Annotated in this window: 27 protein-coding genes; 18 read left to right on the plus strand and 9 right to left on the minus strand. The window is 71.7% G+C overall.

From position 1 onward, the window contains the following. Window positions 1-32 precede the first annotated feature (32 nt). The 3 genes from hutH to WMR31_RS17600 are packed head-to-tail and all read left to right on the plus strand — an operon-like array spanning window position 33 to window position 3,540. Entirely contained in the window at window positions 33-1,601 is a 1,569-nt protein-coding gene (gene hutH / locus WMR31_RS17590; protein WP_340540184.1) for a histidine ammonia-lyase, read from the plus strand. Continuing rightward, window positions 1,598-3,268, plus strand: coding sequence for a urocanate hydratase (hutU, locus tag WMR31_RS17595; RefSeq protein ID WP_340540185.1), 1,671 nt, complete (start codon window positions 1,598-1,600; stop codon window positions 3,266-3,268). Before hutH ends, hutU begins: the two co-directional genes overlap by 4 nt. Window positions 3,269-3,303: 35 nt before the next feature. Then, complete coding sequence (locus WMR31_RS17600) at window positions 3,304-3,540, plus strand: hypothetical protein (protein ID WP_340540186.1); 237 nt, start codon at window positions 3,304-3,306, stop codon at window positions 3,538-3,540. 89 nt (window positions 3,541-3,629) lie between these two features. On the opposite strand, the gene WMR31_RS17605 is transcribed toward WMR31_RS17600, so the two are convergent. Further along, entirely contained in the window at window positions 3,630-4,154 is a 525-nt protein-coding gene (locus WMR31_RS17605; RefSeq protein ID WP_340540187.1) for a PadR family transcriptional regulator, read from the minus strand. Between the two features lie 84 nt (window positions 4,155-4,238). Between WMR31_RS17605 and WMR31_RS17610 the strand changes: the two genes are divergently transcribed. The 3 genes from WMR31_RS17610 (at window position 4,239) to WMR31_RS17620 (ending at window position 6,276) form a co-directional block, all read left to right on the plus strand. After that, complete coding sequence (locus tag WMR31_RS17610) at window positions 4,239-5,369, plus strand: serine hydrolase domain-containing protein (RefSeq protein ID WP_340540188.1); 1,131 nt, start codon at window positions 4,239-4,241, stop codon at window positions 5,367-5,369. Between the two features lie 77 nt (window positions 5,370-5,446). Then, complete coding sequence (locus WMR31_RS17615) at window positions 5,447-5,776, plus strand: ArsR/SmtB family transcription factor (RefSeq protein WP_340540189.1); 330 nt, start codon at window positions 5,447-5,449, stop codon at window positions 5,774-5,776. Further along, entirely contained in the window at window positions 5,773-6,276 is a 504-nt protein-coding gene (locus WMR31_RS17620) for an SRPBCC family protein (RefSeq protein WP_340540190.1), read from the plus strand. Before WMR31_RS17615 ends, WMR31_RS17620 begins: the two co-directional genes overlap by 4 nt. 76 nt (window positions 6,277-6,352) lie before the next feature. Here the strand turns inward: WMR31_RS17620 and WMR31_RS17625 are convergent, their stop codons facing one another. Then, window positions 6,353-7,195, minus strand: coding sequence for an ABC transporter permease (locus WMR31_RS17625; protein WP_340540191.1), 843 nt, complete (start codon window positions 7,193-7,195; stop codon window positions 6,353-6,355). Window positions 7,196-7,293: 98 nt separating this feature from the next. Between WMR31_RS17625 and WMR31_RS17630 the strand changes: the two genes are divergently transcribed. The 5 genes from WMR31_RS17630 to WMR31_RS17650 all read left to right on the plus strand — a co-directional run bounded on the left by WMR31_RS17630 (window position 7,294) and on the right by WMR31_RS17650 (window position 11,428). Then, on the plus strand, window positions 7,294-7,695 hold the full coding sequence (locus WMR31_RS17630) for a TOBE domain-containing protein (protein ID WP_340540192.1): 402 nt from the start codon (window positions 7,294-7,296) through the stop codon (window positions 7,693-7,695). Beyond that, window positions 7,692-8,453 (plus strand): molybdate ABC transporter substrate-binding protein, encoded by a 762-nt coding sequence (gene modA / locus WMR31_RS17635; protein WP_340540193.1) that lies wholly within the window; start codon window positions 7,692-7,694, stop codon window positions 8,451-8,453. The genes WMR31_RS17630 and modA overlap by 4 nt, the downstream gene beginning before the upstream one ends. Further along, window positions 8,450-9,253 (plus strand): ABC transporter permease, encoded by an 804-nt coding sequence (locus WMR31_RS17640; RefSeq protein ID WP_340540194.1) that lies wholly within the window; start codon window positions 8,450-8,452, stop codon window positions 9,251-9,253. The genes modA and WMR31_RS17640 overlap by 4 nt, the downstream gene beginning before the upstream one ends. Further along, complete coding sequence (locus WMR31_RS17645) at window positions 9,250-10,296, plus strand: sulfate/molybdate ABC transporter ATP-binding protein (RefSeq protein ID WP_340540195.1); 1,047 nt, start codon at window positions 9,250-9,252, stop codon at window positions 10,294-10,296. The genes WMR31_RS17640 and WMR31_RS17645 overlap by 4 nt, the downstream gene beginning before the upstream one ends. A 118-nt stretch (window positions 10,297-10,414) precedes the next feature. Further along, window positions 10,415-11,428: a M48 family metallopeptidase gene (locus tag WMR31_RS17650; protein WP_340540196.1), complete on the plus strand. Its 1,014-nt coding sequence runs from the start codon at window positions 10,415-10,417 to the stop codon at window positions 11,426-11,428. A gap of 226 nt (window positions 11,429-11,654) precedes the next feature. Here WMR31_RS17650 and WMR31_RS17655 read toward each other — a convergent pair whose 3' ends face one another. Both WMR31_RS17655 and WMR31_RS17660 read right to left on the minus strand, forming a co-directional pair. Next, on the minus strand, window positions 11,655-12,809 hold the full coding sequence (locus WMR31_RS17655) for a glycosyltransferase (RefSeq protein ID WP_340540197.1): 1,155 nt from the start codon (window positions 12,807-12,809) through the stop codon (window positions 11,655-11,657). Window positions 12,810-12,820: 11 nt separating this feature from the next. After that, window positions 12,821-13,930, minus strand: coding sequence for a lipase family protein (locus WMR31_RS17660; RefSeq protein WP_340540198.1), 1,110 nt, complete (start codon window positions 13,928-13,930; stop codon window positions 12,821-12,823). A gap of 150 nt (window positions 13,931-14,080) precedes the next feature. On the opposite strand from WMR31_RS17660, the gene WMR31_RS17665 reads away from it, so the two are divergent. After that, window positions 14,081-16,924 carry an ATP-binding protein gene (locus tag WMR31_RS17665; protein ID WP_340540199.1) on the plus strand — a complete coding sequence of 948 codons (2,844 nt, stop codon included), beginning with the start codon at window positions 14,081-14,083 and terminating at the stop codon, window positions 16,922-16,924. On the opposite strand, the gene WMR31_RS17670 is transcribed toward WMR31_RS17665, so the two are convergent. Next, on the minus strand, window positions 16,902-18,338 hold the full coding sequence (locus WMR31_RS17670; RefSeq protein ID WP_340540200.1) for an MFS transporter: 1,437 nt from the start codon (window positions 18,336-18,338) through the stop codon (window positions 16,902-16,904). The two genes, WMR31_RS17665 and WMR31_RS17670, sit on opposite strands and share 23 nt — an antisense overlap. 129 nt (window positions 18,339-18,467) lie before the next feature. Here WMR31_RS17670 and WMR31_RS17675 point away from each other — a divergent pair, with 129 nt between their 5' ends. Both WMR31_RS17675 and WMR31_RS17680 read left to right on the plus strand, forming a co-directional pair. After that, window positions 18,468-18,812, plus strand: coding sequence for a hypothetical protein (locus WMR31_RS17675; protein ID WP_340540201.1), 345 nt, complete (start codon window positions 18,468-18,470; stop codon window positions 18,810-18,812). A gap of 22 nt (window positions 18,813-18,834) precedes the next feature. After that, window positions 18,835-19,215, plus strand: a complete 381-nt coding sequence (locus tag WMR31_RS17680; RefSeq protein ID WP_340540202.1) for a hypothetical protein — start codon at window positions 18,835-18,837, stop codon at window positions 19,213-19,215. 18 nt (window positions 19,216-19,233) lie between these two features. On the opposite strand, the gene WMR31_RS17685 is transcribed toward WMR31_RS17680, so the two are convergent. After that, entirely contained in the window at window positions 19,234-20,013 is a 780-nt protein-coding gene (locus WMR31_RS17685; RefSeq protein ID WP_340540203.1) for a hypothetical protein, read from the minus strand. 57 nt (window positions 20,014-20,070) lie between these two features. On the opposite strand from WMR31_RS17685, the gene WMR31_RS17690 reads away from it, so the two are divergent. The 3 genes from WMR31_RS17690 to WMR31_RS17700 all read left to right on the plus strand — a co-directional run bounded on the left by WMR31_RS17690 (window position 20,071) and on the right by WMR31_RS17700 (window position 21,954). After that, the gene (locus WMR31_RS17690) at window positions 20,071-20,958 is read left to right on the plus strand and encodes an amidohydrolase family protein (RefSeq protein WP_340540204.1); all 888 of its coding nucleotides are present in this window, start codon (window positions 20,071-20,073) and stop codon (window positions 20,956-20,958) included. After that, a complete protein-coding gene (locus WMR31_RS17695) occupies window positions 20,955-21,503 on the plus strand; it encodes a cysteine dioxygenase (protein WP_340540205.1) in 549 nt (182 codons plus the stop codon). Before WMR31_RS17690 ends, WMR31_RS17695 begins: the two co-directional genes overlap by 4 nt. An 88-nt stretch (window positions 21,504-21,591) precedes the next feature. Beyond that, on the plus strand, window positions 21,592-21,954 hold the full coding sequence (locus WMR31_RS17700) for a YciI family protein (protein ID WP_340540206.1): 363 nt from the start codon (window positions 21,592-21,594) through the stop codon (window positions 21,952-21,954). 164 nt (window positions 21,955-22,118) lie between these two features. Here the strand turns inward: WMR31_RS17700 and ppk2 are convergent, their stop codons facing one another. Next, window positions 22,119-22,931 carry a polyphosphate kinase 2 gene (gene ppk2, locus WMR31_RS17705; protein ID WP_340540207.1) on the minus strand — a complete coding sequence of 271 codons (813 nt, stop codon included), beginning with the start codon at window positions 22,929-22,931 and terminating at the stop codon, window positions 22,119-22,121. A 1,548-nt stretch (window positions 22,932-24,479) separates the two neighbouring features. Beyond that, window positions 24,480-24,989 (minus strand): hypothetical protein, encoded by a 510-nt coding sequence (locus WMR31_RS17710; protein WP_340540208.1) that lies wholly within the window; start codon window positions 24,987-24,989, stop codon window positions 24,480-24,482. Between the two features lie 304 nt (window positions 24,990-25,293). On the opposite strand from WMR31_RS17710, the gene WMR31_RS17715 reads away from it, so the two are divergent. Continuing rightward, window positions 25,294-26,175, plus strand: coding sequence for a patatin-like phospholipase family protein (locus WMR31_RS17715; protein ID WP_340540209.1), 882 nt, complete (start codon window positions 25,294-25,296; stop codon window positions 26,173-26,175). A gap of 49 nt (window positions 26,176-26,224) precedes the next feature. Here the strand turns inward: WMR31_RS17715 and WMR31_RS17720 are convergent, their stop codons facing one another. After that, a complete protein-coding gene (locus WMR31_RS17720) occupies window positions 26,225-26,929 on the minus strand; it encodes a hypothetical protein (protein WP_340540211.1) in 705 nt (234 codons plus the stop codon). Window positions 26,930-26,942: the final 13 nt, after the last annotated feature.

Genomic DNA, 26,942 nt, shown 5'->3' on the forward strand with positions numbered 1-26,942 from the left:
CCCTCTCGTGGGTGAGGCGTTTGGATAGGCGGGTGACTGACACCCCCGTCCCCTCCGCCGACCCGGTCGTCGTCTCGACCGGTCCCGTCTCGTTCGCCGACCTGGTCGCGGTGGCCCGCGACGGGGCCGGGGTCGAGCTGAGCCAGGAGGCGCTGACCGCCATCGATCGCGCCCGCGACGTCGTCGACGAGCTCGCTGCCGAGGCCACCCCCACCTACGGCGTCTCCACCGGCTTCGGCGCACTCGCCACCCGGCACATCCCCGCCGACCTGCGCGCCCAGCTCCAGCGCTCGCTGGTGCGCTCCCACGCCGCCGGCTCGGGCGAGGAGGTCGAGCGCGAGGTCACCCGGGCGCTGATGCTGCTGCGACTCTCCACGCTGGCCACCGGGCACACCGGCGTCCGCCGGGAGACCGCGCAGCTGCTCGCCGACCTGCTCACCCACGGCATCACGCCCGTGGTCCACGAGTACGGCTCGCTGGGCTGCTCGGGCGACCTCGCCCCGCTCGCCCACTGCGCGCTGGCGCTGATGGGGGAGGGCCAGGTGCGCGACGCCGACGGCAACCTCGTCGACGCCGCCGCCGCGCTCGCCGCGGCCGGCCTCGAGCCGGTCGACCTCGTGGCCAAGGAGGGGCTGGCCCTCATCAATGGCACCGACGGCATGCTCGGGATGCTCGTCCTGGCCCTCGACGACCTCGGCCGGCTGCTTCGCACCGCCGACATCGCCGCGGCGATGTCGGTCGAGGGCCAGCTCGGCACCGACCGGGTCTTCGCCGCCGAGCTCCAGGCGCTGCGACCCCATCCGGGGCAGGCCGCCTCGGCGGTGAACCTGCGCCGGGTGCTGGCCGACTCCGGCGTCGTCGCCTCGCACCGCGGGCCCGACTGCAACCGCGTCCAGGACGCCTACTCCCTGCGCTGCTCGCCGCAGGTGCACGGCGCCGCCCGCGACACCGCCGAGCACGCCGCGCTGGTCGCCGAGCGCGAGCTGCAGGCGGCGATCGACAACCCGGTGGTCCTGCCCGAGGAGGGACGGGTCGAGTCCAATGGCAACTTCCACGGCGCGCCGGTGGGCTACGTGCTCGACTTCCTCGCGATCGCCGCCGCCGACGTCGCCTCGATGAGCGAGCGCCGGACCGACCGCTTCCTCGACAAGGCCCGCAACCACGGGCTGCCGCCCTTCCTCGCCGACGACCCGGGCGTGGACAGCGGCCTGATGATCGCCCAGTACACCCAGGCCGCGATCGTGTCCGAGCTCAAGCGACTGGCCGCGCCCGCCTCGGTCGACTCCATCCCCTCCAGCGCCATGCAGGAGGACCACGTCTCGATGGGCTGGTCGGCGGCCCGCAAGCTGCGCCGCTCGCTGGACGGCCTGACCCGCGTGATCGCCATCGAGATCCTTACCGCGGCCCGCGCCCTCCAGCTGCGCGCTCCGCTGGAGCCGTCGCCGGCCTCGGCCGCCGTCATCGCCCTGCTCCACGACGCCGGGGTGCCGGGCCCCGGCCCCGACCGTCACCTGGCCCCGGAGATCGAGACCGTCGTCGAGCTGGTCGCCTCTGGGGCCGTGCTCGCCGCCGTCGAAGAAGTGATCGGAGACCTCGCATGAACGCCCCAGACGCCAACCCCCGCCTGCCCATCCATGCAGCGCACGGCACCGACCTCACCGCCGGCTCCTGGCAGACCGAGGCGCCGCTGCGGATGCTGATGAACAACCTCGACCCGGAGAACGCCGAGCGTCCCGAGGACCTCGTCGTCTACGGCGGCACCGGCAAGGCAGCGCGCGACTGGGCCTCCTACGACGCATTGGTGCGCACGCTCACCACGCTGGCCGACGACGAGACGATGCTCGTGCAGTCGGGCCGGCCGGTCGGCGTCATGCGTACCCACGAGTGGGCGCCGCGCGTGCTGATCGCCAACTCCAACCTGGTCGGTGACTGGGCCAACTGGGAGGAGTTCCGCCGCCTGGAGGACCTCGGCCTGACGATGTACGGCCAGATGACCGCCGGCTCGTGGATCTACATCGGCACCCAGGGCATCCTCCAGGGCACCTTCGAGACCTTCGCTGCCGTGGCCGACAAGCGCTTCGGGGGCACCCTGGCCGGCACGATCACGCTCACCGCCGGGCTCGGCGGCATGGGCGGCGCGCAGCCGCTCGCCGTCACCATGAACGACGGCGTCGCCATCTGCGTCGACGTCGACCAGTCGCGCATCACCCGCCGCATCGAGCACCGCTACCTCGACGAGCAGGCCGACTCCGTCGAGGACGCGATCGCTCGCGCCGTCGCGGCCCGCGACGAGCGGCGTCCGCTCTCGATCGGGCTGCTCGGCAACGCCGCCGAGATCTTCCCGCTGCTGCTGGAGATGGACGCCCCGATCGACATCGTGACCGACCAGACCTCCGCCCACGACCCGCTGAGCTACCTGCCGGTCGGCGTCTCGGTCGAGGACTGGGCCGACGCCGCCGAGCGCGACCCCGACGGCTTCACCAAGGACGCCCAGGCCTCGATGGCCGCGCACGTGCGGGCGATGGTCGAGTTCGGTGACAAGGGCGCGGAGGTCTTCGACTACGGCAACTCGATCCGAGACGAGGCCCGCAAGGGCGGCTACGACCGGGCCTTCGAGTTCCCCGGCTTCGTGCCGGCCTACATCCGGCCGCTGTTCTGCGAGGGCAAGGGGCCCTTCCGGTGGGCCGCGCTCTCCGGCGACCCGGCCGACATCGCCGCCACCGACCGCGCCATCCTCGAGCTCTTCCCCGACAACGAGCGGCTGCGGAAGTGGATCACCATGGCCGGCGAGCGGGTCTCCTACCAGGGCCTGCCGGCCCGCATCTGCTGGCTCGGCTACGGCGAACGCCACCTCGCCGGCCTGAAGTTCAACGAGATGGTGGCCTCCGGCGAGCTGTCGGCGCCGATCGTCATCGGCCGCGACCACCTCGACTGCGGGTCGGTCGCCTCGCCCTACCGCGAGACCGAGGCGATGCTCGACGGCTCCGACGCCATCGCCGACTGGGCGATCCTCAACGCCCTGGTCAACACCGCCTCCGGCGCGACCTGGGTCTCCTTCCACCACGGCGGCGGCGTCGGGATGGGCCGCTCGCTGCACGCCGGGCAGGTATGTGTCGCCGACGGCACCGACCTGGCCGCGCAGAAGATCGAGCGGGTGCTCACCAACGACCCCGCCATGGGCGTCATCCGGCACGTCGACGCCGGGTACGACCGGGCCGCCGAGGTGGCCGCCGAGCGCGATGTCCGGATCCCGATGCGGGAGGGGTGAGACGCTTACGCTCCCTGGCGTGGCAAGGTCATGGCATGGCGCGCATACGACTGAGCGCGACGGTCGACTCGGAGTTGCTGGCCGCCGCCCGGGGGATCCGATCCGGGTCTACGGACGCCGCGTTGGTCGACGAGGCGCTCGCGGCGCTACTGGCGCGTCATCCTGCCGCCGAGGTCGGTGCGAGCTACGCGGCCTATGACGAGCACCCGCTCGATGAACCGGACGCGTGGGGCGATCTGGCCTCGTTCCGGCGGGCAGTCGCGATGTCGTGACCGCCGTCCGCGGCCTGTCCAGCGAGGTCGTGCTCGAGCCTTCCGATGATCCGGCGAGGATGAAGGTCGCCACCGGGGCAGGCCGGTCCTCAGAGGTCGTCGGCGAGGTCGGTGAGGAACTTCGCGGCGAACCGGTGGGAGGCCAGGCCGTAGTCCAGCGTCGCCCGCTGGAACCGGGCGACGTCGGTGAGCTCGGCGGGCACCTCGACCGACTCGAGTGACCCCTCGAGCCGGGTGAGCGTCGCTAGATCGGCCTCGATGCGCCCGGTGAGGGCGCGCAGCACGTCGCCTCTTTCGCCCGGTGGCACCAGGCCGAGGAAGTACAGGCGGGAGAGGGCGGCGGTCTCGATGTCGGATCCGGACGGCGTCGACCTGATCCACTCGTGGAAGTGGGCGCGCCCGGCGTCGGTGACCCGGTAGGTCTTGCGCCCTCGCCCGCCGGGCTCGACGTGTGCGACCTCGATGCGGCCCTGCTCGAGGAGGGCGTCGAGGGAGCGCTTGATGCTGCCCGAGCTCGCGCTGTAGAAGAGCGCGACTCCGGACTCGAATCCCTTGATCAGGTCGTAGAGGCTCCGCGGAGCGATCAGCAGGAGTCCGAGGATCACATGCGCCACGGCGTAGAGCCTAGGGCCTTGTGCCCCATAGACATGTCTACAAGACCTGTCTATGAGATATGTTGGTTCGAAGGGGAGATGACGGTGGCAACGGAGATCAGAACGACGGTGGGCGCCGATGCCCTGGTGGACGAGCACCTCGCCGGCCGCCTGGTCCGGGTGGTCGCGCGACCGGTCCAGCGTGGACGGGTGCCTCACGCCGTCGTCGCGCTCTCGGGTGAGAGTGGCGACGCGTGGTCGGTCGGCCTAGGACCTGCGGAGGTGCCCGACGGCGGGCCGATGGTGCGGCCGGACGCGGAGTTCTTCACCGCCTCGGTCACCAAGCTCTTCATCGTCGCGCTGCTGCTTCAGGCGCACGAGCGCGGCGAGGTCGCGCTCGACGCGTCGATCTCGCGCTACCTGCCGGCCGGCATGGCTCGTGGGCTGCACGTCCTTCGTGGAGTCGACCGCACCGAGCAGGTCACGGTGCGGCACCTGGCAAGCCATGCGTCGGGACTGCCCGACTACTTCGAGCGGCGCGCGGGTGGGCCGTCGATCCGGGACGCGATGCTCGCCGGGCGCGACGAGACCTGGGGCCTCGACGAGGTGGTCGCCACCATCCGAACCCGGCAGCGCCCGCACTTCCCTCCTCGGGACCTCGCCGCTCGCGGTGCCACGGCGCGCTACAGCGACACCGGCTTCCAGCTGCTGATCCGGATCCTCGAGCAGGCGTGCGACCGCGGGTTCGGTGCCCTGCTCGCCGAACGCATCGCCAGGCCACTCGGGCTGGCCTCCACCCGGCCGGCCGGGGGCGTCGGCGCGGTGGCGCCGCTTCCGGTCTACTCGGGCAGCCGCCGGATCGACGTGCCCGGGCTGATGGCGTCGAGCAACGACCTGGTGAGCACGACCGCCGACCTGATCGCCTTCGGCCGCGCGCTGCGGCGCGGCGAGGTGTTCGACGACCCGCGCACGGCGCGCCTGCTCACCGAGCGCACTCGCCGGCTCCGCGGCCTGCCGATGCGCTACGGCCTCGGCACGATGGTCTTCCGCCTGGGCCGGACGATGACGGCCGGGCGCCCGCCGCTCACGCTGGTGGGGCATTCCGGCGTCAGCGGCACGTGGCTCTTCTGGTGCCCCGAGCTGGGGCTGACGCTGGCCGGGACCGTCGACCAGGTCCGTGGGCAGGCCATCCCCTTCCGGCTGATGGCGCGACTGCTCCACGAGTGGCGCTCCTGATCTTTATTCAACCAATGGGTTGACAACGATCCGGCCGCGGGCCATCCTTTAATCAACCAACTAGTTGAGGAGCGGTGATGACCGATCAGCTCTCGCGGGTGTTCTCGGCGCTGGCCGACCCCACCCGCCGCGACCTGGTGGCCCGACTCGCCGTCGGCGACGCCACGGTCGGTGAGCTGGCCGCTCCCTACGACGTGTCCGTCCAGGCGGTCTCGAAGCACCTGCGGGTGCTCGAGGACGCCGGGTTGGTGACCAAGGGCCGGGTCGCCCAGACCCGGCCCGTCCATCTGGAGGCAGAGGTGCTCGACCTGATGACCGCATGGATCGAGCGCTACCGACGCCAGGCCGAGGAGCGCTACGCGCGGCTCGACGCGGTGTTGGAGGAGATGAAGGAGAACGAGTCATGACCGAGAACACCGCTGTGCAGAGCCGTTACGCCGAGGCCGCCATCGAGGCCGACGACCGGGTGCCGATGATCCGGATCACCCGCGACTTCGACGCCACCCCGGCGCAGTTGCTGCGGGCCCACACCGATCCGGAGCTGTACGTCCGCTGGGTCGGACCGAACGACATCGCGACCGAGATCGACCAGTGGGATGCCCGCTCCGGTGGCTCGTGGCGCTTCCGCAACGTGCGCGGCGAGGAGGAGTACGCCTTCCGCGGCTGCTTCCACGAGGTCGGGCCGGAGCGGATCGTGCAGACCTTCACCTGGGAGGGGATGCCGGAGAGCGTCTCCCTGGAGACCCTGCGCTTCGAGGACCTCGGCGACGGCCGGACCCGCCTGCACGCTCAGTCGCTGGTCGACAGCTTCGAGGGCCGCGACGCCTGGCTGCGCAGCGGCATGGAGGTCGGCGTCAACGACGGCTACGCCAAGCTCGACCGACTGCTGGCCGACGGCGCCGTGTGAGCCTGGACCCACCGATTCTCGCCTGCTACGCGCGCCACCATATGAGCACGCTGGCGGCGTTGCGGCCGCTCGACGGTCAACCAGACCGCCCTTCGCGACCGCGCCTTGCCATCGCACCCATCTGGTGACGCTCGCCAAGCCGATAATCGGCGGATCCAGGCTGAACTTCGGCCGCGACGTCCGGTGGCAGGTAGGGCGTCCGCGCGGCCAGCCGGGCGACGATGACGCCGGTGAGCATCCCGGCCAGTCCCAGTCCGGCCAGGACGACGAGCTGGAACTGCGCCGCCTCGACGGGATCCGCCCCGCCGAACAGTGCGCCGACGAAGGCTCCCGGAAGGGTGACCAGTCCAGTGGTCTTCGTCTGGTCCAGGTTCGGCAGCAGCGCCTCGCGGACGGCGGCACGGGCGATCTCGTCGTGCGCCTGGCTCGGCGTCGCGCCGAGCGAGAACCACGCCTCGACCTCGTCACGACGCTGCAGTGTGGAGTCGCGGAAGTTCCGGCCCGTCCGGGTCGCTGCCGACATGGTGTTGCCGATGACGATGCCGGCCACCGCGATCACGTAGCGCCCCTCGAACTCGACGAGCCGGAGCGCGAGGATCAGGGCGACGGTCGCGGTGGCGCCGACGACCACGCCGAGGGCCGCGATCCGGCGTCCGTGACGCAGGCCCTTGAGGCGTCCGGCGGCGGTGAGCGAGGCGGTCGCGAGCATGAGGACCAGGAAGGCCGCGACCGTCGCGGGCGCCGACAGTACCCCGCTGAGGATGAGGGCGACGGCGGCCAACTGCACGGTCGCGCGGACCAGCGCCCACAGGGGCAGCCAGGCGAGTCCGACGCGCGCCCAGAAGCCCAGGGCGAGGGTGAGGCTGCACAGCACTGCCAGGCCCAGGCCGAACAGCGCGTGATCGAGGACCGCCGGCACGATTGCAACCTATCGGGCGCCGCGCGGGGCGGACTGGGACCCGCATCTGCGGATGAATCCGTGGCACGGCATCCGCAGATGCGGATACTGTGACTCTCATGACGACCTATCGAGTGGCCGAGGCGGCCGCGCTGCTCGGCGTCAGCGACGACACGCTGCGGCGCTGGATCGACGCCGGCCGCCTGCCTGCGACCTCCGGCGGGGGCTCGGGGCCGACCGAGATCGCCGGGGCCGAGCTGGCCGCGCTCGCGGTCTCCCTCGCCGACGACCCCGACCGCCGGCTCACCCGCGCCGCGTCGGTCAGCGCCCGCAACCGGCTCGCCGGGATCGTCGTCGGCGTGACCAAGGACGTCGTGATGGCGCAGGTCGACATGGTCTGCGGCCCCTACCGCCTGGTCTCCCTGATGAGCGCCGAGGCCGCCGACGAGCTCGGACTCGAGCCCGGGTCGCGGATCGTCGCGTCGGTGAAGGCCACCAACGTCGTCGTCGAGACGCCATGAGCGTGCTCTCCCGCGGCGTGCTGGCCGCTCTGATCATCGTCCCGGCCCTCGCCGGCTGCGGTGGGGCGGGCGACGGCCAGGACGACATCACGATCCGGGTCTACGCCGCCGCGTCCCTCACCGAGACCTTCGAGAAGATCGCCGACGAGTTCGAGGCCGAGCATGACGGCGTCGACGTCACGCTGAACTTCGCCGGCTCCTCCGACCTCGTCACCTCGATCCAGCAGGGCGCCGAGGCAGACGTGTTCGCCTCGGCCGACCTGGCCACCATGGAGAAGCTCACCGCCGACGGCCTTGCCTCCGACCCGGTCAACTTCGCGACCAACACCCTCGAGATCGCGGTGCCACCCGACAATCCCGCGGGCATCTCCAGCTTCGCCGACCTCGCCGGTGCGGACGTCAAGCTCGTGGTCTGCGCACCCGAGGTGCCGTGCGGGGCTGCCACGGCGAAGGTGGAGGAAGACGCCGGAGTCACGCTCTCGCCGGTGAGCGAGGAGCAGTCGGTCACCGACGTCCTCGGCAAGGTCACCTCGGGCGAGGCCGACGCCGGCCTGGTCTACGTGACCGACGTGATCGCCGCGGGCGACGACGTCGAGGGCATCGAGTTCCCCGAGTCCTCGGCTGCGGTGAACACCTATCCGATCGTCGCGCTGCGCGACAGCGGCCAGGCCGACCTCGCCCAGGAGTTCGTCGACCTCGTGACGAGCGCGGCCGGGCAGAAGGTCCTCGGCGACGCCGGATTCGCACCTGCACCATGACGACGTCGTCGCACGGGCGACCGCGCTCGTTCGGGCTTCCGGCGTGGGTGTTCGTGCCCGCGGCGCTCGGGGCGGCGTTCGTGCTGCTGCCGCTCGCGGCGATCGTCGCGCAGGTCGACTGGGCCAACTTCTTCCCGCTCATCACCTCCGAGTCGGCGCGAGCGGCGCTCTGGCTCAGCCTGCGTACCTCGGCGACGAGCACGCTGCTGTGCGTGCTGCTCGGGGTGCCGATGGCCGTCGTCCTGGCGCGCACCGAGTTCCGGGGACAGGGGGTGGTGCGCTCGCTCGTGCTCCTCCCGCTCGTGCTGCCGCCGGTGGTCGGCGGGCTGGCGCTCCTCTACACGTTCGGACGCCGCGGCCTGCTCGGGGAGACTCTCAGCGCCTGGGGGATCGAGATCGCCTTCACCACCGCGGCGGTCGTGATGGCGCAAACATTCGTGTCGATGCCCTTCCTCGTGGTGAGCCTCGAAGGTGCTCTGCGCACCGCAGGTCAGCGCTACGAGACCGTGGCGGCCTCGCTCGGTGCGGCGCCGACCACCGTGTTCCGCAGGATCACCCTCCCCCTCGTGCTGCCCGGACTGCTGTCGGGGGCGGTGCTTGCCTTCGCTCGGTCGCTGGGGGAGTTCGGAGCGACGATCACCTTCGCCGGGAGCCTCCAGGGCACCACGCAGACGCTGCCGTCCCTCATCTACCAGCAGCGGGTCACCGACCCCGACGCCGCGGTCGCGCTCGCCTTGGTGCTGGTGGTCGTCGCGGTGCTGGTGATCGGGCTCGCCCGCAACAGACGGGGTGTCGGGTGAGTCTGGAGCTCTCGGCCCGGGTCGAGGAACGAGGCGTCGAACTGGCCTTCGACGTCGCCGACGGCGAGACGGTCGCGCTCCTGGGGCCCAATGGCGCCGGGAAGTCGACGGCCCTCGCCGTGATCGCGGGGCTGCTGCGACCCGATGCCGGTCGGGTGGTGCTCGACGGCCGGACCCTCGCCGACTCCGCCGCCGGCATCGACCTCCCGCCGCACCGGCGCGGTGTCGCGCTGCTGGCCCAGGATCCACTGCTGTTCCCGCACCTGTCGGTGCGCGACAACGTGGCCTTCGGCCCGCGCAGCGGGGGAGCGGGCCGTGCTGCCGCCCGCAGTAGAGCTGAGGGGTGGCTGGCCCGGGTGGACGTCGGCGACCTGGCCGACCGGCGTCCGGCGCAGGTGTCCGGTGGTCAGGCCCAGCGCGTGGCGATCGCCCGTGCGCTCGCCGCCTCCCCACACCTGCTCCTGCTCGACGAGCCGATGGCGGCGCTCGACGTCGACGTCCGCCCCGCGCTGCGACACACCCTCAGCGAGGTGCTGGCCGAGCGCACCGCGGTGGTCGTCACCCACGACGTGCTCGACGCCCTGCTGCTCGCCGACCGGATCGTCGTCGTGGAGGACGGAGCGGTCGTGGAGGAGGGCGCGAGCGCCGAGGTGCTGGCGCGTCCACGCAGCGCGTTCGCGGCCCGGCTGGCCGGACTGAACCTGCTCGCCGGCCGGTGGGAGTCGGGGGCGGTGCGCCTCGACGGCGGCGGGGTCGTCCAGGGTCTCCCGGTCGGTCCTGCGCCGACCGGCGGTGCGCCGGTGCTGGCGGTGTTCCGGCCGACCGCGGTCGCGCTCTACCGGGATCCGCCACATGGGAGTCCGCGCAACGCGCTGACCGAGACCGTCACGCGGATCGAGCCGCGCGGCGACCTGATCCGGATCCGGTCGGCCACACTGAGCGCGGACGTGACCGCATCGGCGGCAGCGGAGCTCTCCCTGGTGCCGGGCGACCTGGTCACCTTCAGCGTCAAGGCGACCGAGGTGTCGGTCTACCTGCGCTGAGAGCGATCGCCCACGTAGCGGATCCCCCACGTAGCGGGTCCCTCACGTGCGCGATCCGCCACGTACCCGATCCGTCACGACGCGGTGACGGTTCGACATCGCGTGTCACAGTGTCACCGTGACGACGCAGCCGGCCCGCAAGCGGGCTCCCCTTCCCGGTATCAGCTCCCGTGCCTGGGAGCACCCGGCCGACCGTGGCGCGCTGGTCGCGCTGCGTCGGCTCAAGGGCTTCGACACCGTGCTCAAGGCGGTCTCCGGCCTCGTGAACGAGCGCACCACGCGGCTGCTGCTCCTCGGCACCGCGGTACGCGTCGACGAGCGTCAGTTCCCGACCCTGCACTACCTGCTTCGGGACGCGGGTCGGGTGCTCGACGTCGACGGCCCGCTGCCGGAGCTCTACGTCCGAGCCGACCCGACCCTGAACGCGATGACCATCGGCCTCGACAAGCCGGTGATCGTCCTCAACTCGGCGCTGGTCGATCTACTGGAGGAGGACGAGCTCCGGTTCGTCGTCGGCCACGAGCTCGGGCACGCGCTCAGCGGCCACGCCGTCTACCGCACGCTGCTCCTGCGACTCATCAACCTCACCGGGGTTCTCGGCAGCGTCCCCCTCGGTGGACTCGGGCTCCGCGCGATCATCGCCGCGCTCTACGAGTGGGCTCGCAAGTCGGAGCTGTCCGCCGACCGCGCCGGGCTGCTCGCCACCCAGGACCCCGCCGCCGCGACCCGCGCTCACATGCAGCTGGCCAGCGGCGGGCTGATGGGCGACCTCGACCTCGCCACCTTCATGGCCCAGGGCCAGGAGTACCTCGACAGCGGCGACCTGCGCGACTCGGTGCTCAAGCTGATGCTCGTGGAGAAGACGACCCACCCGTTCGCGGTGGTGCGGGCGGCGGAGCTGCGGCGCTGGGTCGACTCGGGCGCCTACGCTGCGATCCTCGGCGGCGACTACCCCCGCCGCGGTGACGACGACGACGCGTTGGTCAGCGAGGCGGCGAAGGACGCCGCGAAGTCGTACGGCGAGGCGTTCGAGGCGTCCCAAGACGCGCTGGGCAACCTGGTCCACCAGATCGCCGGCGCGGCGGGAAGCATGAAGCTCTGGCTCGACGAGCGCTTCCGGCGCGGCGACTGAGCAAGCCGGGAGGGCGAGGTCCACGGGAGCGTTGGCTGGGAGGGTTGCCGGGGTTTCGTCGGCGCTCGCTGGCGCTCGCTTGCTCAACCTCCGGCCCGATTGTCAGCGTCGGAGGTTGAGCAAGCCGGGAGGGCGAGGAACGAGCCTGACCGGCGCTGACGAAACCTCGTAAGCCTCCCTCGGAGACGTTGGCAGGGGCGGTTGCCGGGGTTTCGTTGGCGCTTGCTCAACCTTCGGTGCGTGAGAGGTGCTCCAGGGCGGTCACGGTGGTCGTGACGTCGGGGAGGGCGGCGGTCTCGACGGCGATCGCCTGCGCTCGCGCTTTCATCTCGACGTCGTGGAGCGCCTCGCCGACGGCACGAGCGAGGTCGTCGGCGGTGGCCGAGGCAGCGTCGAGCACGGTGGCGAGGCCGAGGGCCTCGGCGCGTGTGGCGTTGTGGGGCTGGTCGGCGCCGAGAGGGAGGAGCACCGACGGCAGCCCGTGGGCGAGCGCGGCCAGCAGGCTGCCGGAGCCGCCGTGGGAGACCACGACGTCGACCGATGACAGCACCTCGTCCTGCGGGACGAATCGCTCGACGCGGACGCCCGGAGGTGCTGGACCGAGCTCGGCCGGGTCGATCCGGCTCCCGACGGTCAGCAGGACGTCGGCGTCGAGGGTGCCGAGCCCGGTGAGCATCCGCTCGTACAGATCGCCCGACGTCGTCCCGAACTCGGTGCCGAGGGTCGCATAGACGCGCTGCCTCCCAGGGAGACGCTCGACCCGCGGCGCGACCGGTGTCCGGAAGTGGTGGGTGAGCCCGGTGGTGGGAAGGGGCGAGGCCGGGTCGGGGAACGACGGCGGGACCGGCGAGAGCACCAGGCCACGGGTGAGCATCGCAAGATCCGGATCCGGCGGCAGGCTGTGCTCGGCGCGGACGGCGGCGAGCGGCGGTCCGACGAGCTCGGGCCGGATCAGCATGCCGGCGGCGAGCACCACCACCGACGCGACGGGGACGCCGAGCACCTCGGCCGCGATCGCCGAGCCCAGGTCGGCCTCGTCGCGGACGACGACATCAGGCTGCCACTCGCGGATCCACCGTTGGATGGCAGTCGCATGTCTGCGGGCGCCCTTGTCGGCGAAGTTCTCGGCGAACTCGATCTCGGCGGCCCCGGCGTCGGTCGGAGCCAGTGGGGTCAGGTCTCGTGCGGATCCCGTCGACGCCGGCACCGGACGCGGCTCGCTGGTCGGCATCGCGGCGAAACCGGCCGACTCCACCGGGCCGACCAGGCCCGCGGCGCAGGCGACCGCGACCTCGTGGCCGGCCGCCTGGGCCGCGCGGGCGATCGGCACGAGCGGGTGGAAGTGGCCGACGCCGCCGATGAAGGTGAACAGGATCCGCATCGCCGCGGACTCTATCGGGCAAGCCTCGCCTCGAAGGAGGATCGCGTCTCGAGCCGAGCGCTGAGCCAGGCCAGCGCGTCGGGCATGCCGGCCAGCCCGCCGGCGAGATGGGACTCGGCGTCGACGTCGCTCCAGGTCACCTCGCCGCCGCGCGCGATCCACGCGGAGGCGAGTGCGCGCCCCACCGGCACGGGCACGATCTCGTCGTCACCGCAGTGGTAGAGGTAGGCCGGCGCGGACGGCGCCCGGGTGCCGGCCAGCTCCCTGCTCAGAACCTCACGCCAGCGCGGCGAGTCCCACGGCTCCTCCCGCACGGTCAGCTCGGTGAGCGGCCTCCCGTGCTCGAGCACCAGTCCGACGACGTCGCAGTCGGCCGCACGGCGTGCGGTCTTTCGTCCTTCCTCGGTGAGGATGTGCCACAGCCGATCGTCGTCGTACGCCGTCGCCAGGCCGATCAGGACGGCAAGCGCGAGTCCGGCGAAGGGTCCTTGCCCGATCGCGCGTGCCACGGCCCGCAGGTCCGCCGGCACCCCTCCTGCGGCGACGGCGACGACGTCGAGCTCGGGGGCATAGAGAGCGGCGCTCTCGGCCGCGAACGCCGCACACCGTCCGCCCTCGGAGTAGCCCCACAGCAGCACCGGAGACGCGGTCGACGCCTCAGGAGTGAGGACCCGTGCGGCGCGGACGAGATCGAGCAGGGCATGTCCGCCGGGCTCCCCGGCGCCGTAGGTGTGAGGTCCCGGCATGCCCAGGCCCTCACCGTCAGGCACCACGACCACCCAGCCGCGGGCGAGGGCGGCCTCGATCGCCGGCTGCTCGGGCTCGGTGCCCACGCGCAGGAGATGGCTTGGCGCCGCGTCCCGCCCGAGCCCGTGCACGCCGACGCCGTAGGCAAGCACCGGACGGTCGCCGGAACCGGCAGCAGGGCTCGCGGGGACGAGGAGGGTCCCCGACATCGCCACCGGGCGACCGAGTACGCCGGTCGACTGGTACACGACCTGCCAGGCGCGGCAGCGCTCCTGCAGTGGTAGGGCGACGCGGCGCACCCGGATCGGATCGCCGGGCAGGCCACGCACCGGAGCCGGGTCGTAGAAGGGGTCTTGGGACGGCAGTTGGATCATGAGCGCTCCTCGGAGGATCTCGGGCGGGTTCCCACCGTCCGCGTCCGGCCTGTCACCGAACTGTCCTGCTTGCGAACGCGCGGCGCCCGGCGTCGATCAACCCCGGATTCGGCGATGCGAGGGGTGTGGCCAGGGGGCGATGGTGGACGGATGGAGTTCGGCGTCCTGGGCGATCTGCGCGCCCACGACGCGGGCGGTCTCGTTCGCTCGGTGGGTGGCCCGCGGTCGCGCGATCTGCTCGCCGTGCTGCTCTCGCGTGCCGGTCAGTCGGTCGACCCGCTCGCTCTCCTCGATGCCGTGTGGGACGGCGCCGGACTCGGCGTCGCGGTGGTACACACGCAGGTCGCGCGGCTGCGGCGCGCCCTCGGCGGCCAGGCGATCGAGACGACGACGACGGGCTACCGCCTCGGTCCGCACGAAACGGACGCGGACTCGTTCCTCCGCCTGGTGCGTCGAGCCGACGAAGCCGCCGACCCGCGGTCCGCGGTGAGTGCACTGGAGCAGGCGCTGGCCCTGTGGCGCGGCGAGCGCGCGTACGCGGATGTGACCCCGGGACTCGTCGATCCGGAGGTGGCTCGGCTCGGGGAGGCGCGGTCGAAGGCGCAGGAGGTGTTGGTCGCCCGGCATCTCGACGTCCCCGGTGGTGATGGGGTGCCGAGCGCGCTCACGCTGGCTCGCGACCTGATCCGGCGTGAACCGTTGCGCGAGCGGGCCTACGAGCTGGCGATGGTGGCCGCGGCGCGCTCAGGCCTTAGGGCGGAGGCCCTGGAGATCTTCCACGAGCTGCGCCGAACCCTTCGGGAGGAGCTCGGGATCGATCCGGGTGAGACCGCGCGCGAGATCCAACGGCGGGTCCTCGAGCAGGAGACCTTCGACGAGGGCCCGGAGGCGATCCGCCCAGCCCTTCCGGCGCCTACGAACCGGCTGATCGGCCGTGCGGCCGAACTGGCGGAGCTGGTCGGACTGGCCGAGAGCCGGCGGCTCGTCACCATCGTCGGACCGGGTGGGGTCGGCAAGAGCCGGCTGCTGGCCGAGTTCGCCCTGCTCTTGGGGTACGACCTCGCCTACGTCGACCTCGCGCCGTTGGAGTCCCTGGCGAGCGTCGAGGCGGTGAGCGACCTGGTCGGGAAGGCGTTGGGGGTCGGCATCGCCCAGGACGGCCCGGCCTCGCTGGCCCGGGCCAGTCGGCCTGGGCCCGTCCGGCTGCTCATCGATGAGGGCGAGCGCAGCCCGGGCGAGCTGGCAGTCGTCCTGGAGACGTTGCTTCGCAGCTGGCCCGGGCTCCGGATCGTCGTCACGTCTCGCCGGCCGCTCGGCGCGCTGGGTGAGGCGCAGCTTCCGCTCGCCCCTCTCGCTTGCCCCGCGCCGCGGTCGGACGCGGCGGAGTCGGCTCGGTCTCCGGCGGTGAGCCTGCTGGTCGAGCGGATCGCGGACCGGATCGGCGCCTGGGAGCCAGGCGACCACGACCTGGTCCGGCTCGGCCACTTCGCCCGTCGGGTCGACGGCCTCCCGTTGGCCTTGGAGCTGCTTGCCGCGCAGATGCCGGGTCACGACCTCGACGACCTCGACGCCGCGCTCGACGATCCGCTCGCCCTCGCCTCCGACGAGGCAGGCCGTGCGGCGCGCCATCGCACCATCCGCGACACCATCGCGTGGAGCGTGGGCCGACTCGAACCCCGCGACCGCGCGACCCTTGCCCGCCTCGCCGTCTTCGCCGGGACCTTCGGTCGCGATGCCGCCGAGGCCGTGGCCGGCCGATCCCCGGATCGAGGCGCCGTACGGGACTCCCTCAAGGCGCTGGTCCGCGATGCGTTGGTGCACCTGGAGCGGTGCCCCGACGGGATCCGCCTCCGGCTGCTGCGGACGGTCCGAGACCTCGCCCTCGAAGAGCTGGAGGCCACCGGCGAGGCCGGCGTCGTCCGGGCGCGCCACAGAACCTGGCACGCCGAGCGCTGGCGCGGTGCGTTGCGCAGCGACGCCCTGCTCCTCGATGTCCGTGACCACTACGGCGACTATCTGGCGGCGCTGCGATCCAGCCTGCAGGACGGCGACGCGGCCGCTCTGGCAGACCTCACCCTGACGCTCGGGCGGCTGTGGATCTACGGCGACCAACTCGGTCCCGGCCTCGAGTGGTCGGAGCGGGCGCTGGACTCCGGTCTGCTCGACGAGCTCTCCGCGGCGCGAGTGCTGACGATGCGCAGCGTGCTGCTCTTCCAGCACGACCCCGCTCGTGCTCGCGCCGGTCTCGTCCGCGCCGTCCCGGTGCTCGAGCGACATGCGGAGACCAGCTGGCTCATCGGCGCGCTGGACTCGTGGGCCCTCGAGCGAGACGTTGCGGGCGAGTCCGCGCAGGCCTGCGCCTTGGCCGAACGTGCAGTGAGCGCTGCTCGCAGTTCGACGCCGGAACGGCAGGCAGACGCACTCGGCACCCTCGCCGCGGTGGCAGCCGAGTACGACCCCGCCCTGGCTCGACGTGCCGGTGAGGAGGCCTGGTCGCTGGCGCTGGCCTCCGGTTCGGCCGCAGCGGCCGCCTCGGTCGGCACCAACGTGGTCTGGGCGGCTCTCGGTGCGGAGCGCCCCGAGGTCGCGTTGCGGGTGGCAGCCGAGGCCGTCGTGCTCCAGCCCCCCGGCGCCATCCCCGCCTTCCTGCATCTCAACCATGCCTGGGCACTGCTGGTCAGCGGCGCCCCGGGTGAGGCTCTCGAGCGATTCGCCCTCGTCGCAGGTGCGGGCCGGGGGCGCGCGGAGGATCACCGCACGGTCGAGTCGGCCCTCGGTGCGGGTCTGGCGCTCCTTCGCCTGGAGCGTCCGGAGGCGACCGCCATCCTCGAGGCGACCGAGGCGATCCTCGAGCGCACCGGGATCCACCTCACGAGATGGCAGACCGGTCTCCTGGCCCAGGCCCGCATCCGGACCGGCGCGAAGCTCCCCGGCTGGGGGACGTCGCCGCTGCCGCGACTGGTCGAACTCGTCACCGCCGCAGCTGCGGAGTGAGCGCGGCGACGAGCGTCGCCAGCGCGGCGAGTGCCGCGGCGACTGCGAAACCCAGATCGAAACCGTGCAGCAGCGCGGCCCGCACGACTTCCGGGGTGGGCACGAGGCCGTCGAGCGATCGTTCGGTGCGGGCCGCTGCAAGCGCAGCGACGACCGCCACGCCGAGGGTTCCACCCACGGCCTGGAAGGTACTGACCAGTCCCGAGGCGATGCCCATGTCGGACTCCTCGACGTCGGTCATCGCCATCGCCGAGGTGGCCACGAACGTCGTCCCGACGCCGGCGCCGAGGCCCACCAGGCTCGGCAGCAGAAGGAGCGCGTAGCCGGAGTGGGGGTCGAGACCTACCAGGGCGAGTGAGCCGAGCGTCGCCGCAGCGGTGCCGCCCACGACCAGCGCAGTGGTCCCGACCCGGGGCAGCAGCCTGCGGGCGGCGACGGCGAACACCAGGACTCCCGCACCGATCGGGAGGAACCGCAGCCCGGCGTCCAGCGGATCGAGCCCGGCGACGTCCTGGAGGGATCGGCTCAGCAGGAAGAAGGCCGGGTACAGGGCCGCGAAGAGCAGGCCGGCCACCAGATAGGCGCCGAGGCGGACGCGGTGGCGCAGGAGTGCGAGTGGCAGCGTCGGCTCCGCGACACGGCTCTCGACCACGACGAATGCCGCGAGCCCGAGCACACCGGTCGCCAGGCCGGCCGTCGACCAGGTCTCGCCCCACTCGTGGGTCCCGGCGCGGACGATCCCGTACACCAGTGCGACCAGGGCAGCCGTGCTGAGCGCGGCGCCGGCGGGATCCAGGCGACGGCGGCGGCCGCGGGTATCGGGCAACAGTCGCGCCGCTCCGATCAGCACCACGACGCCGAGGGGCACGTTGACCCAGAAGACCCAGCGCCACGAGGCGTGCTCGGTCAGGACGCCGCCGAGCACGAGGCCGAGGGTGATGCCGATGCCGGCCATGGATCCGTAGGCCACCATCGCCCGGGTGCGACGCGGACCCGTCGAGGTGAGGATCGTGATGAGCGAGAGCGTCGTCGGCGTGGCGAGCGCCGCGCCCAGACCCTGCACGGCGCGGGCGCCGAGGAGGACGCCGGCGCCCTCTGCGAGCCCGGCCACGATCGATGCGATCGTGAAGGCCGCGATCCCGATCATCAGCGTGCGCCGGTGCCCGAGTAGATCGCCGGCCCGCCCACCCAGGAGCAGGAGGCCGGCGTAGCCGAGGGTGTAGGCGTCCACCACCCACGCCAGCCCGGCGTTCGACATCGCCAGGTCGTGCTGGATCGCTGGGAGCGCCAGGTTCACGATCGTCACGTCGAGCGTCGCCATCAACTGGGCCAGGCAGATCAGCGGAAGGGTCAGGCGCGACGTCGCCACTGCGTTGCGGAATGTGCGGGATGCGCGGGGTGCGGTGGTCTCCATGGCGCGAGGGTGCGTCGCTTATCTGTCGCTGTCCTGTCGTCGGCAGTCGGGGCATCCGAGGTGCGCGACAGGCAGCCGAAAGGCCGCGCGGCGAAGGTGAGCCTCCGACAACGCCGAGGAAGGAATCCCATGACTGCGCCACGTCGCTGTGGGGCCGCGCTGGTCCTGCTCGCCCTGCTCGTTCTCACTGCCTGCGGAGGGCCCGAGGGGGCCGATGCGCCGACCGACGCCGACGTCGTCGACTTCTGCCGCGTGATCGGGAGCATCGAGACCTCCGCGCCCGACACGTTCGCCCACGACCTGTTCGAGACCGGCACTCCGCCGGGGATCCCGGGCGATGCGCGGGCGGGATTCGAGGTGCTCGTCGACGAGGCCGACGCCGACGAGATCAGCGACGCCGACCAAGCCAAGGTCGAGGCGTTCTTCGGCTACTTCACCACGACCTTCACCGGCGTCCCCGCCGGTGATCAGTAGTCCGACCCATCAGGAGGAACCCATGAAGAAGTCCACCCTCGCTCCGGCCGCCGCAGTCGTCGTCGGCGCTGCCCTGGCAGCGGGACTCGTGCAGCCCGCGCCCGCGTCCGCTGCTCCGGCGCGGGCCCGGGTCGCGGTCACGATCACCGCCGACGGCACCGACATCCACGGCACGGTCACCAGTTCGGCACTCCTGCGATGTGCCGCCGACCGCACCGTCGACCTCTACAAGCTCGTCGACGGCGAGCCGCACCTGTGGGCCAGCGACACCACCCAGCTCCAGGGGCGCAGCTACGTCTGGTCGGCCGGCAACACCGGCACCACCGGACGTTTCTTCGCCAGGGTGAAGGCCAAGCCCGGCTGTCGGGCGGCGACCAGCCCGACCATCCGGGTGAGGAGGTAGGCAGTCCCCGCGAACCACTCACTCCGCAGTGGGGCGCCACCACTTGCGCTGTCCCGGAGGCACCTCGGGCGACCACAGCTGCGGCGCGTCGGCCACCAGGTAGCACGACCCGGCGACGACGTTGCCGGGCTCGGGGGCGGTCGGGAACTCCGAGGCGGCCAGGCACACGGTGGCCTCGAAGCCGGCGCTGCGTACCCGGGCGGCGTGGAACGACTGGCCCGACGCGGCGTTCTCCTGGGTGGTGCACTCGAGCACGGTGCCGGCGAGGAATCCCGTGGGCTCGGCCAGCTCAGACCCGTCCGCGTCGTGGAGCACCCCGTAGGACACGAAGGACTCTGCCGACCACTGGGGGCCGGCCGCGTCGCCGACGTGACTCGCGGGCGACGCGGCGAACGCCTCATGGTCTGCGTACACCGCCATCTCGACGCCCAGGGCGACCAGCGAGACGTGCAGCGAGCGCGGTTCGTCGCCCAGCTGACGGTGCTGCTCCAGGTCGACGCGGAGTCGCGTGAGGACGCGGCCGTCGTCGTCGACCAGATCGGCGATCGTGTGGCCCTCGGGCGTCTGGCTGGCGGCGGCGAGCAGCGCACCGGGTGCGGCGGAGTAGGAGGCCACCAGGTCGACCGGCGTGCCCTCGCGGCGACTGATCAGGAGCCGCGCACCGCTGGGGTCCGCGTAGCGAGCGGTGACGACCTCGCCGGCTCGACCGACGACCTCGGCGGTCATCGGCTGGATCATGCCGCCCAGTTCGTCGAGATCGGCGACGTCGAATCCGATGCAGGCGAGAGAGGACACCATGGACTCACCGTACGGGGTTCGAGTAGTGCAGTGATTCAATAGGATTATAGTAGTTAGGTGATCCGGATCGACTGCCACCAGCACGCGTGGCCCGAAGCGCTCGTCGACGCCCTGCGTCGACGAGCGCGTGCGCCGTACGTCGACGGCGACGAGCTGATCCTCGACGGCGAGCCGCCCTACCGGATCGACCCGGCGTTGCGCACCCCGTCGGCTCGCGAGGACGTCGATCTCGGACTGCTCTCGCTGTCGAGCCCGCTAGGCATCGAGACGCTGCCACCGGAGGAGGCGGAGCCGCTCCTCGACGCGTGGCACGGCATCGTCGCCGGGCTCGACGACCGACACGGCATCTGGGCAGCGGTGAACCTGATCGAGCCGGACCTCGCCGTCCTACGCGCGATCCTCGCCGCGCCCGCGGCCCACGGCCTCCAGGTGCCGGCGACCGCGCTCGCCGACCCGGCCGCACTCGAGCGGCTCGCGCCGGTCCTCGCCGTCGTCGAGGACGCCGACCTGCCGGTGCTGGTGCATCCCGGGCCCGCGCAGTCGAGCCCGGGTGCCGACAAAGTTCCCGGCTGGTGGCCCGCCCTGGCCTCCTACCCCGCGCAACAGGCCGCCGCGTGGTTCGCCTGGCACGTCGCGGGCCGATCGTTGCTGCCCCGGCTGCGGATCGCCTTCGTCGCGCTTGCGGGGCTCGCGCCCCTGCACCACGAGAGGCTGGTGGCCCGCGGGGGGAGCTTCGGGGCCATCGACCGGCACGTCTACTACGAGACCTCGTCCTACGGCCCGCGCGCGATCGACGCGATGGTCCGGGTGGTGGGGGTCGACCCGATCGTCCACGGCTCCGACCTGCCCTACGCCGTCCCCGCCGACCCCGGCCTGGGCGCGGCGTTCTCCCACGCCGTCCACGCCGCCAATCCCCACCACCTGATGAACGGAGGTCTCCGATGACCCTCGCCCCTTCCCCCGCGCCCCCCGCGACCGCCAGCGTCCTGGACGCCGCGCAGCTCCCGGCACTTCCCGGCCGGACGCTGACCCGCGACGAGCTGCACGCCTGGGTGCGTGAGGTGGCCTCCCGGCCCGAGCTGTGGGAGCGCTACGTGCGCCACGACCCGGAGAGCGGCCGGCACTACGTCTCGCTCTACCGCGACGCCGACATCGACGTCTGGCTGCTGTGCTGGAACCTCGTCGACGACACCGGATGGCACGACCACGACACGTCGTCGGGCGCGGTGGCCGTGACCCGCGGGGCGGTCACCGAGAGCCGTCCGCGGTTGGGTGGGACGCCGTCGTCCCGGACGGTGCGCGCCGGACGCGTCTTCGACTTCGGCCCCGACCACATCCACCGGATGGGCGGCGCGGTCGACGGATCGGTGTCGATCCACGCCTACTCCCCGCCGCTGTGGCGGATGGGGCAGTACTCCATCTCCGCCTCGGGCGTGATGCGCAGGTACTCCGTCTCCTACGCCGATGAGCTCCGTCCGCTGGGAGAATGACGGTTCGGTGTCGGATCGGCACGGTCTCGTTCGTGGTGAGTTCGACGGACGGTCACCCGGACCGCCCTGACACCACGAGGAGATCGACATGACGCACTACCTGCTGAGCGTGATCGGACCCGCCGAGCCGGGAGAGTTCTCCGGCTACGCGTCCCGTGAGGCGATGGAGCAGTCCTTCGCCGACACCGGCGTCTTCAACCAGATGCTGGTCGCCGAGGGGCACTGGGTCTTCGGCGGCGGACTCCAGTCCACGGCCACCGCGACCGTCGTCGACGGGCGCGGGCCGACCCCCGTGCTGACCGACGGCCCGTTCCTGGAGAGCAAGGAGGTGCTTGCGGGGTTCTGGGTGATCGAGGCACCCGACCTCGACGTCGCCCTCCGGCTCGCCGCACAGGGGTCCGAGGCGTGCGGCAGCCGGGTCGAGGTGCGGCCCTTCGACGGGATCGCCTGAGACTGGATCCACCGATTCTCGCCGGCTACGCGCCACCATATGGGCACGCTGGCGGCGTTGCGGCCGCTCGAGGGTCAACCAGACCGCCCTTCGCGACCGCGCCTTGCCATCGCACCCATCTGGTGACGCTCGCCAAGCCGACAATCGGTGGATCCAGGCTGAGGTCACCGATCCAGGAGGGTCGCCGCGTGGTCGGGGACCGCGCGGAACTGCTCCCGCGGCGGGCGTTCGTAGTCCGCCGCGGGCGGGCGCGGCGGCAGCTCGATGGGTGGCCGCTCCTGCGGGACGTAGGGGATCGATCCGAGCAGGTGGGCGATCATGTTGAGGCGCGCGTTGCGCTTCACGTCGGCCTCCACGACGTACCACGGGGAGGCCTCGAGGTCGGTGTGGACGAACATCTCGTCCTTGGCCCGGCTGAAGTCGACCCACTTCTCGCGGGTGAGCAGGTCGTTCTCGGAGAACTTCCACGACCGCATCGGATCCTCCAGCCGCGAGCGGAAGCGCTCCTCCTGTACCTCGTCGGAGACCGAGAACCAGTACTTGCGCAGCAGGATGCCGTCGTCGATCAGCATCTGCTCGAACGGAGCGCACTGCCGTAGGAAGAGCTCGTACTCCTCCTGGGTGCAGTAGCCCATCACCTTCTCCACGACGGCGCGGTTGTACCAGGAGCGGTCGAAGAGCACGATCTCGCCGGCGGCGGGCAGATGCTCGACGTAGCGCTGGAAGTACCACTGGGTGCGCTCGCGGTCGCTCGGAGCGGGCAGTGCGGCAATCCGGGCGACGCGCGGGTTGAGATACTCGGTGATCCGCTTGATCACCCCGCCCTTGCCGGCGGCGTCGCGCCCCTCGAACACCACCACGACCCGCTGGCCGGTCGCCTTCACCCACTCCTGCAGCTCGACCAGCTCGGCCTGCAGGCGCAGCAGCTCCGTCTCGTAGGCCGCCCGCGGCACCTTCGCCGTCGTCTCCTCGTCCATCGGCTCCCCCTCGTGATCGCTGCTCCCATCAGGCCCGTGAACGTCGGTCGTGCGCAAGCCGACGGGCCGGGATCTGGACCGATCGCACCCGGAGCGCTGCTCCTCTCGTCGGCGCGCGCGACCTCCGGGCCGCCGGGCAGGCGTCACCACCTCGATCCGGCCACCACGGGTGATGCTCCCTGCGCCGCGATCCTTGGAGGACTTCTCCAGCGGCGGTGCCTGTTGAACCCCGTACTTTCACTGCCATGTCGGATTGGGACGGGGCCAAGGCCTTACAGGCTGTCTCATTGCCCCCGACACGCCCTGACCCGGCACAGGCCGGACTGTCTCGGTGATCCTCCGCTCGCACGTGCACGCGTGCGTCGTCATCGTGGCAGTTGCCTCCATCCTCTGCGCTTGCAGCGACGATGATCCGGCGCCGGGCGGTACCACGGAGGAGTCAGTGCCGGTGGTCGGTGCACCGCCCTCGTCTTCGCCGAGCAGCGGGACAGTCAGAACGGACCCTCAGCGGCTTTTCGGTTCTGCGCGACCGCTCAGGAGCAATCTGCCCGCCGGATTACCAAGCATCGACCCGTCGTCGTATCTCAGCATCCTGGATGAGCCCCTGAGCGGCCCCGCCATCGTCGCGGCGGTCCAGATCGATGCAGAAGCAGAGGCGACGAGTTTCGCCGACCAACCAGTTACTTTCATCGACGCCGAGGGTCAGCGGCGCAGTCTCGATCCCACCGACTTGGGCCTAGGCCAAGATCAATGGATCGCTGCAGACGGCTCGGGGCTGGGGGCTCTCTCGCCGAGCGGTGAGATGTGGGCGATGGTCACACGAGAGAAGGTCGTGACGCTTACCCTAGCGACGGGACGGGTCCAGACCGCAGAGTTGCCCGACGGCGAATTGCCGACCTCCCCGCATGGTTCGGACCAGACCAGCTCGTGGTCGGCTCTAATGACAGACGCCGAGCGTCCTATCTGGTTAACGTCGACACGATGGCCCTTACGTCGCTCGACGTGCCGCGATTTCGGGTGCAGGTCCTAGACGACGGTTCCATCCTGAGTTTTGAAGGCACTCGAGGGCGCGCCGTCATAGGGAAACGGAGCCCGGACGGGACGCGGAGCGAGTTGGCGATCCCGTTCGCCTGGAAGAATCCTCTTCCAGGCGTCTCAATAGGTTCAGATGTTGCCGCCTTCATAGACAGTCTCGCCGAAACCGGTTCTGCGACAGGTTCGCGGGTCGAGGTCTTCGGGATCGACGGGAACGTCCAGCCCGGTCAGACGTTGGCTTGGCCGCGCCGACTTGCGGCTGACGATCTGATCGGCTGGAATGACGCGAAGAGCATATTGATTAGGCGGGCCGAAAACTTGTGCGTGTGGCAACCTGAGCGCGTGCGCCTGTCGTGCATCGGCGGTTACGACCCTGGAATCGCTCTGTCGGTCGCGGTACGGGCGGTCTCCTATGAGAGATAGCCGCGTCGCGCCCTTGAGGACTACGTGTCGAATTGTTCGAATTGCGCCGAAGTGTCCCCGCCGGTCGCGACGTCGCCAGCTCCTGGCCGCTCAGTAGGCCAGCGGCTGCGCGGCGGGCGGGACCAGCGTGAAGTCGACGAGTGGCTCGGTTGGGGATACCAGGCCGGTGGCGTAGGTCTCGATGACGGCGTCCACGAGGTAGCTCAGGGAGCGAAAGAACACCCGAGGCGGATCGTTGTCGACGCCGACATCGTGGACGAAGAGGGTCCCGGCTGGTCCGGCGGAGCCGAGAGTGTCAATGCAGACCGTCCACGGGTCAGTGAACCTCAGCACCGGAAACCAGCCGGGCCAGTAGAACCAGGGGTGTGCAGGCTCCGGGTTTACCTTGAGCTCGCCAGCGATGGCATGGTCGTGCGCGACGAGAGCTTCATCCAGTCCGGGTAGGTGCAGGTCACCGATCAGGCGGTTACCGTCCGCCGGCATCAACCCCCCGGCGGGTTGCACTGACCGAGGCTCGTCGGTGCCGTCATGCCAACCGAACCAGGTGATGAGGTCGGGGTGGGGTGGAATCCCACGGGAGGCCAGGGTGTCCGTGATCACGTCGGGCTCTGCTCCCGGACGTAGATGACCTAGCAGCGGGGCATCGAGGTCGAGCAACTTCCGCTCCAGAGTCTCAAGCTTCATTCGAAGTTGTGACATGAGTCGGCCCTTCAGCCTGGATCCACGCTTAGGGGCGAGGCGAGCGGGCGTCTGTCGTCGGCACGCGATCAGCGAGGGAGGGGAGCGGCAAAGTTAAGACAGCCCCGGCCACCGCGTCCCGGAAACGGTGAAACCTCGCTGGGGAGGTCCTGGGTCGCCGCAGCCATCCGGACGCGCTCGACCCCGCGCCGTGCACACTTGCCCTGTGACGAGGCGAGCATTGGTCCTGGGCGGCGGCGGCAACACGGGCATCGCCTGGGAGACCGGGCTGCTCTGGGGGCTCGCCGAGCAGGGGGTCGACCTCACCGCCGCCGACCGGGTCATCGGGACGTCGGCGGGCTCGGTGGTCGGTGCCCAGATCACCGGCGGCGACTCGCTCGAGCAGCTCTATCGGCGCCAGCTCCTCTCGCCGGCCGAGCTCGGCGACGGCGACATCCCGGTGGCCTCGATCAGCCCGCTCGTGGTGCTGCGCTTCGGCTGGTACCTGCTGCGCTCGCGCGGCGACCTGGAGCGGTTCGGGCGTCTGCTCGGCCGCGCCGCGGTCCTCAAGGCGATGGGAGGCGGACTGCCGTCGGTCGCCGAGCGCTACGAGCAGATCGGCCAGCGGATCGGCGGGCTGACCTGGCCCGACCGCGACCTGGTCGTCACCGCGGTCGATGCGGTCACCGGCGAGCTGGTCACCTACGGTCCGCGCGGGCCGGAGCCCGAGGTGAGTCTGGAGGACGCCGTGAACGCCTCCTGCGCCGTGCCGCTGGTGTACCCGCCGATCCGGATCGGTCCGCGGATCGTCATCGATGGTGGCGTGCGGTCCGGGTCGAACGCCGACCTGGCCGCGGGCTGCGACGTGGTCGTCGCTCTGACCCCCGTGGACCGCACCATCGGGCCGATGCGCAGTGCCGCCTCGATGCTCGCCGACCTCGACGTCCCGCACCTGGTGATCACCCCCGACGAGGGCGCCCGGTTCGCGATCGGCAAGAACGTCCTCGATCCGTCGGCCCGACCGCCCGCCGCCCGCGCGGGGTACGCGCAGGGGCGCGAGCTGGCCGACGAGGTCGGCGAGCTGTGGGCTCGCTCGGCGACGCGGTAGGTCCCGCACCGCCGGCAATTTCGGCGAGCGACCGGGCCCGCGAGGTGGCTCAGGCGGCGGTCCCGACGACGTAGGCAGTCTCGACTCTGCGCTGCGGCACCCGCGGCCCGGACTCGTTCCAGAAGCGCACGGTCCAGGTGTCGCTGGAGCGGTCGATGCCGCCGTTGCCGTCGCTGGGGCCGTAGATCCCGCCCTTCTGGCAGAAGTAGTACCCGACCCAGCGCGGGTGGCTCGGGGGATACGACCACGCGCCACCAACCCGGATGCCGCACTGCTGCTTGGGGAGGTCGAGGTTGATCGGGCTGGCGACCTCCTGCAGCCCGCGGGTCCGGAACCGCCCTTCGTAGCGGACCCGGACCAGCTGGGTCGACCGGGCATCCCGCAGGCACAGCACGGTGTGGTTGCGCGACTTCCAGCACGCCGGCAGGTACGCCGCCGACGGGCCGCAGATCGCGATTCCGGACTCGACCGCCGACGGCGACGCACCCCAGCAGGTGATGCCGGCGCCGAGCCGCTCCCGCTTGACCGTGTAGCCCGCGGCCGGCCGGCCGGCGGCGTCGACCGGGCGGACGGTGACGACCTTCGTGGCATCGGCGGCCGTCGACGCGGCTGTCGCAGCCGACGTCGTCACGGCCTCGTTCGGTGTGGCGGCGCCGCTCGGGGTGCTCGCGAGCGTCGCTGCGAGGATCGCGACGCCGGCCAGTGCGACGGCGCCGGCCAGCAGGCGCTGCGACCATCGGCTCGTGGTGTGCATGTCGGTTCCTTTC

This window comes from Nocardioides epinepheli, assembly GCF_037936805.1.
GTDB lineage: Bacteria > Actinomycetota > Actinomycetes > Propionibacteriales > Nocardioidaceae > Nocardioides.

Bases quoted from the DNA above. Each gene is read 5' to 3' on its own strand.
- WMR31_RS17680 (WP_340540202.1), top strand. From the start codon at position 18,835: ATGAAGAAGTCCACCCTCGCTCCGGCCGCCGCAGTCGTCGTCGGCGCT.
- WMR31_RS17695 (WP_340540205.1), top strand. From the start codon at position 20,955: ATGACCCTCGCCCCTTCCCCCGCGCCCCCCGCGACCGCCAGCGTCCTG.
- WMR31_RS17600 (WP_340540186.1), top strand. From the start codon at position 3,304: ATGGCGCGCATACGACTGAGCGCGACGGTCGACTCGGAGTTGCTGGCC.
- WMR31_RS17675 (WP_340540201.1), top strand. From the start codon at position 18,468: ATGACTGCGCCACGTCGCTGTGGGGCCGCGCTGGTCCTGCTCGCCCTG.
- WMR31_RS17640 (WP_340540194.1), top strand. From the start codon at position 8,450: ATGACGACGTCGTCGCACGGGCGACCGCGCTCGTTCGGGCTTCCGGCG.
- WMR31_RS17670 (WP_340540200.1), bottom strand. From the start codon at position 18,338: ATGGAGACCACCGCACCCCGCGCATCCCGCACATTCCGCAACGCAGTG.
- WMR31_RS17630 (WP_340540192.1), top strand. From the start codon at position 7,294: ATGACGACCTATCGAGTGGCCGAGGCGGCCGCGCTGCTCGGCGTCAGC.
- hutU (WP_340540185.1), top strand. From the start codon at position 1,598: ATGAACGCCCCAGACGCCAACCCCCGCCTGCCCATCCATGCAGCGCAC.
- WMR31_RS17700 (WP_340540206.1), top strand. From the start codon at position 21,592: ATGACGCACTACCTGCTGAGCGTGATCGGACCCGCCGAGCCGGGAGAG.
- WMR31_RS17620 (WP_340540190.1), top strand. From the start codon at position 5,773: ATGACCGAGAACACCGCTGTGCAGAGCCGTTACGCCGAGGCCGCCATC.
- modA (WP_340540193.1), top strand. From the start codon at position 7,692: ATGAGCGTGCTCTCCCGCGGCGTGCTGGCCGCTCTGATCATCGTCCCG.
- WMR31_RS17685 (WP_340540203.1), bottom strand. From the start codon at position 20,013: ATGGTGTCCTCTCTCGCCTGCATCGGATTCGACGTCGCCGATCTCGAC.
- ppk2 (WP_340540207.1), bottom strand. From the start codon at position 22,931: ATGGACGAGGAGACGACGGCGAAGGTGCCGCGGGCGGCCTACGAGACG.
- WMR31_RS17660 (WP_340540198.1), bottom strand. From the start codon at position 13,930: ATGATCCAACTGCCGTCCCAAGACCCCTTCTACGACCCGGCTCCGGTG.
- WMR31_RS17720 (WP_340540211.1), bottom strand. From the start codon at position 26,929: ATGCACACCACGAGCCGATGGTCGCAGCGCCTGCTGGCCGGCGCCGTC.
- WMR31_RS17655 (WP_340540197.1), bottom strand. From the start codon at position 12,809: ATGCGGATCCTGTTCACCTTCATCGGCGGCGTCGGCCACTTCCACCCG.
- WMR31_RS17615 (WP_340540189.1), top strand. From the start codon at position 5,447: ATGACCGATCAGCTCTCGCGGGTGTTCTCGGCGCTGGCCGACCCCACC.
- WMR31_RS17665 (WP_340540199.1), top strand. From the start codon at position 14,081: ATGGAGTTCGGCGTCCTGGGCGATCTGCGCGCCCACGACGCGGGCGGT.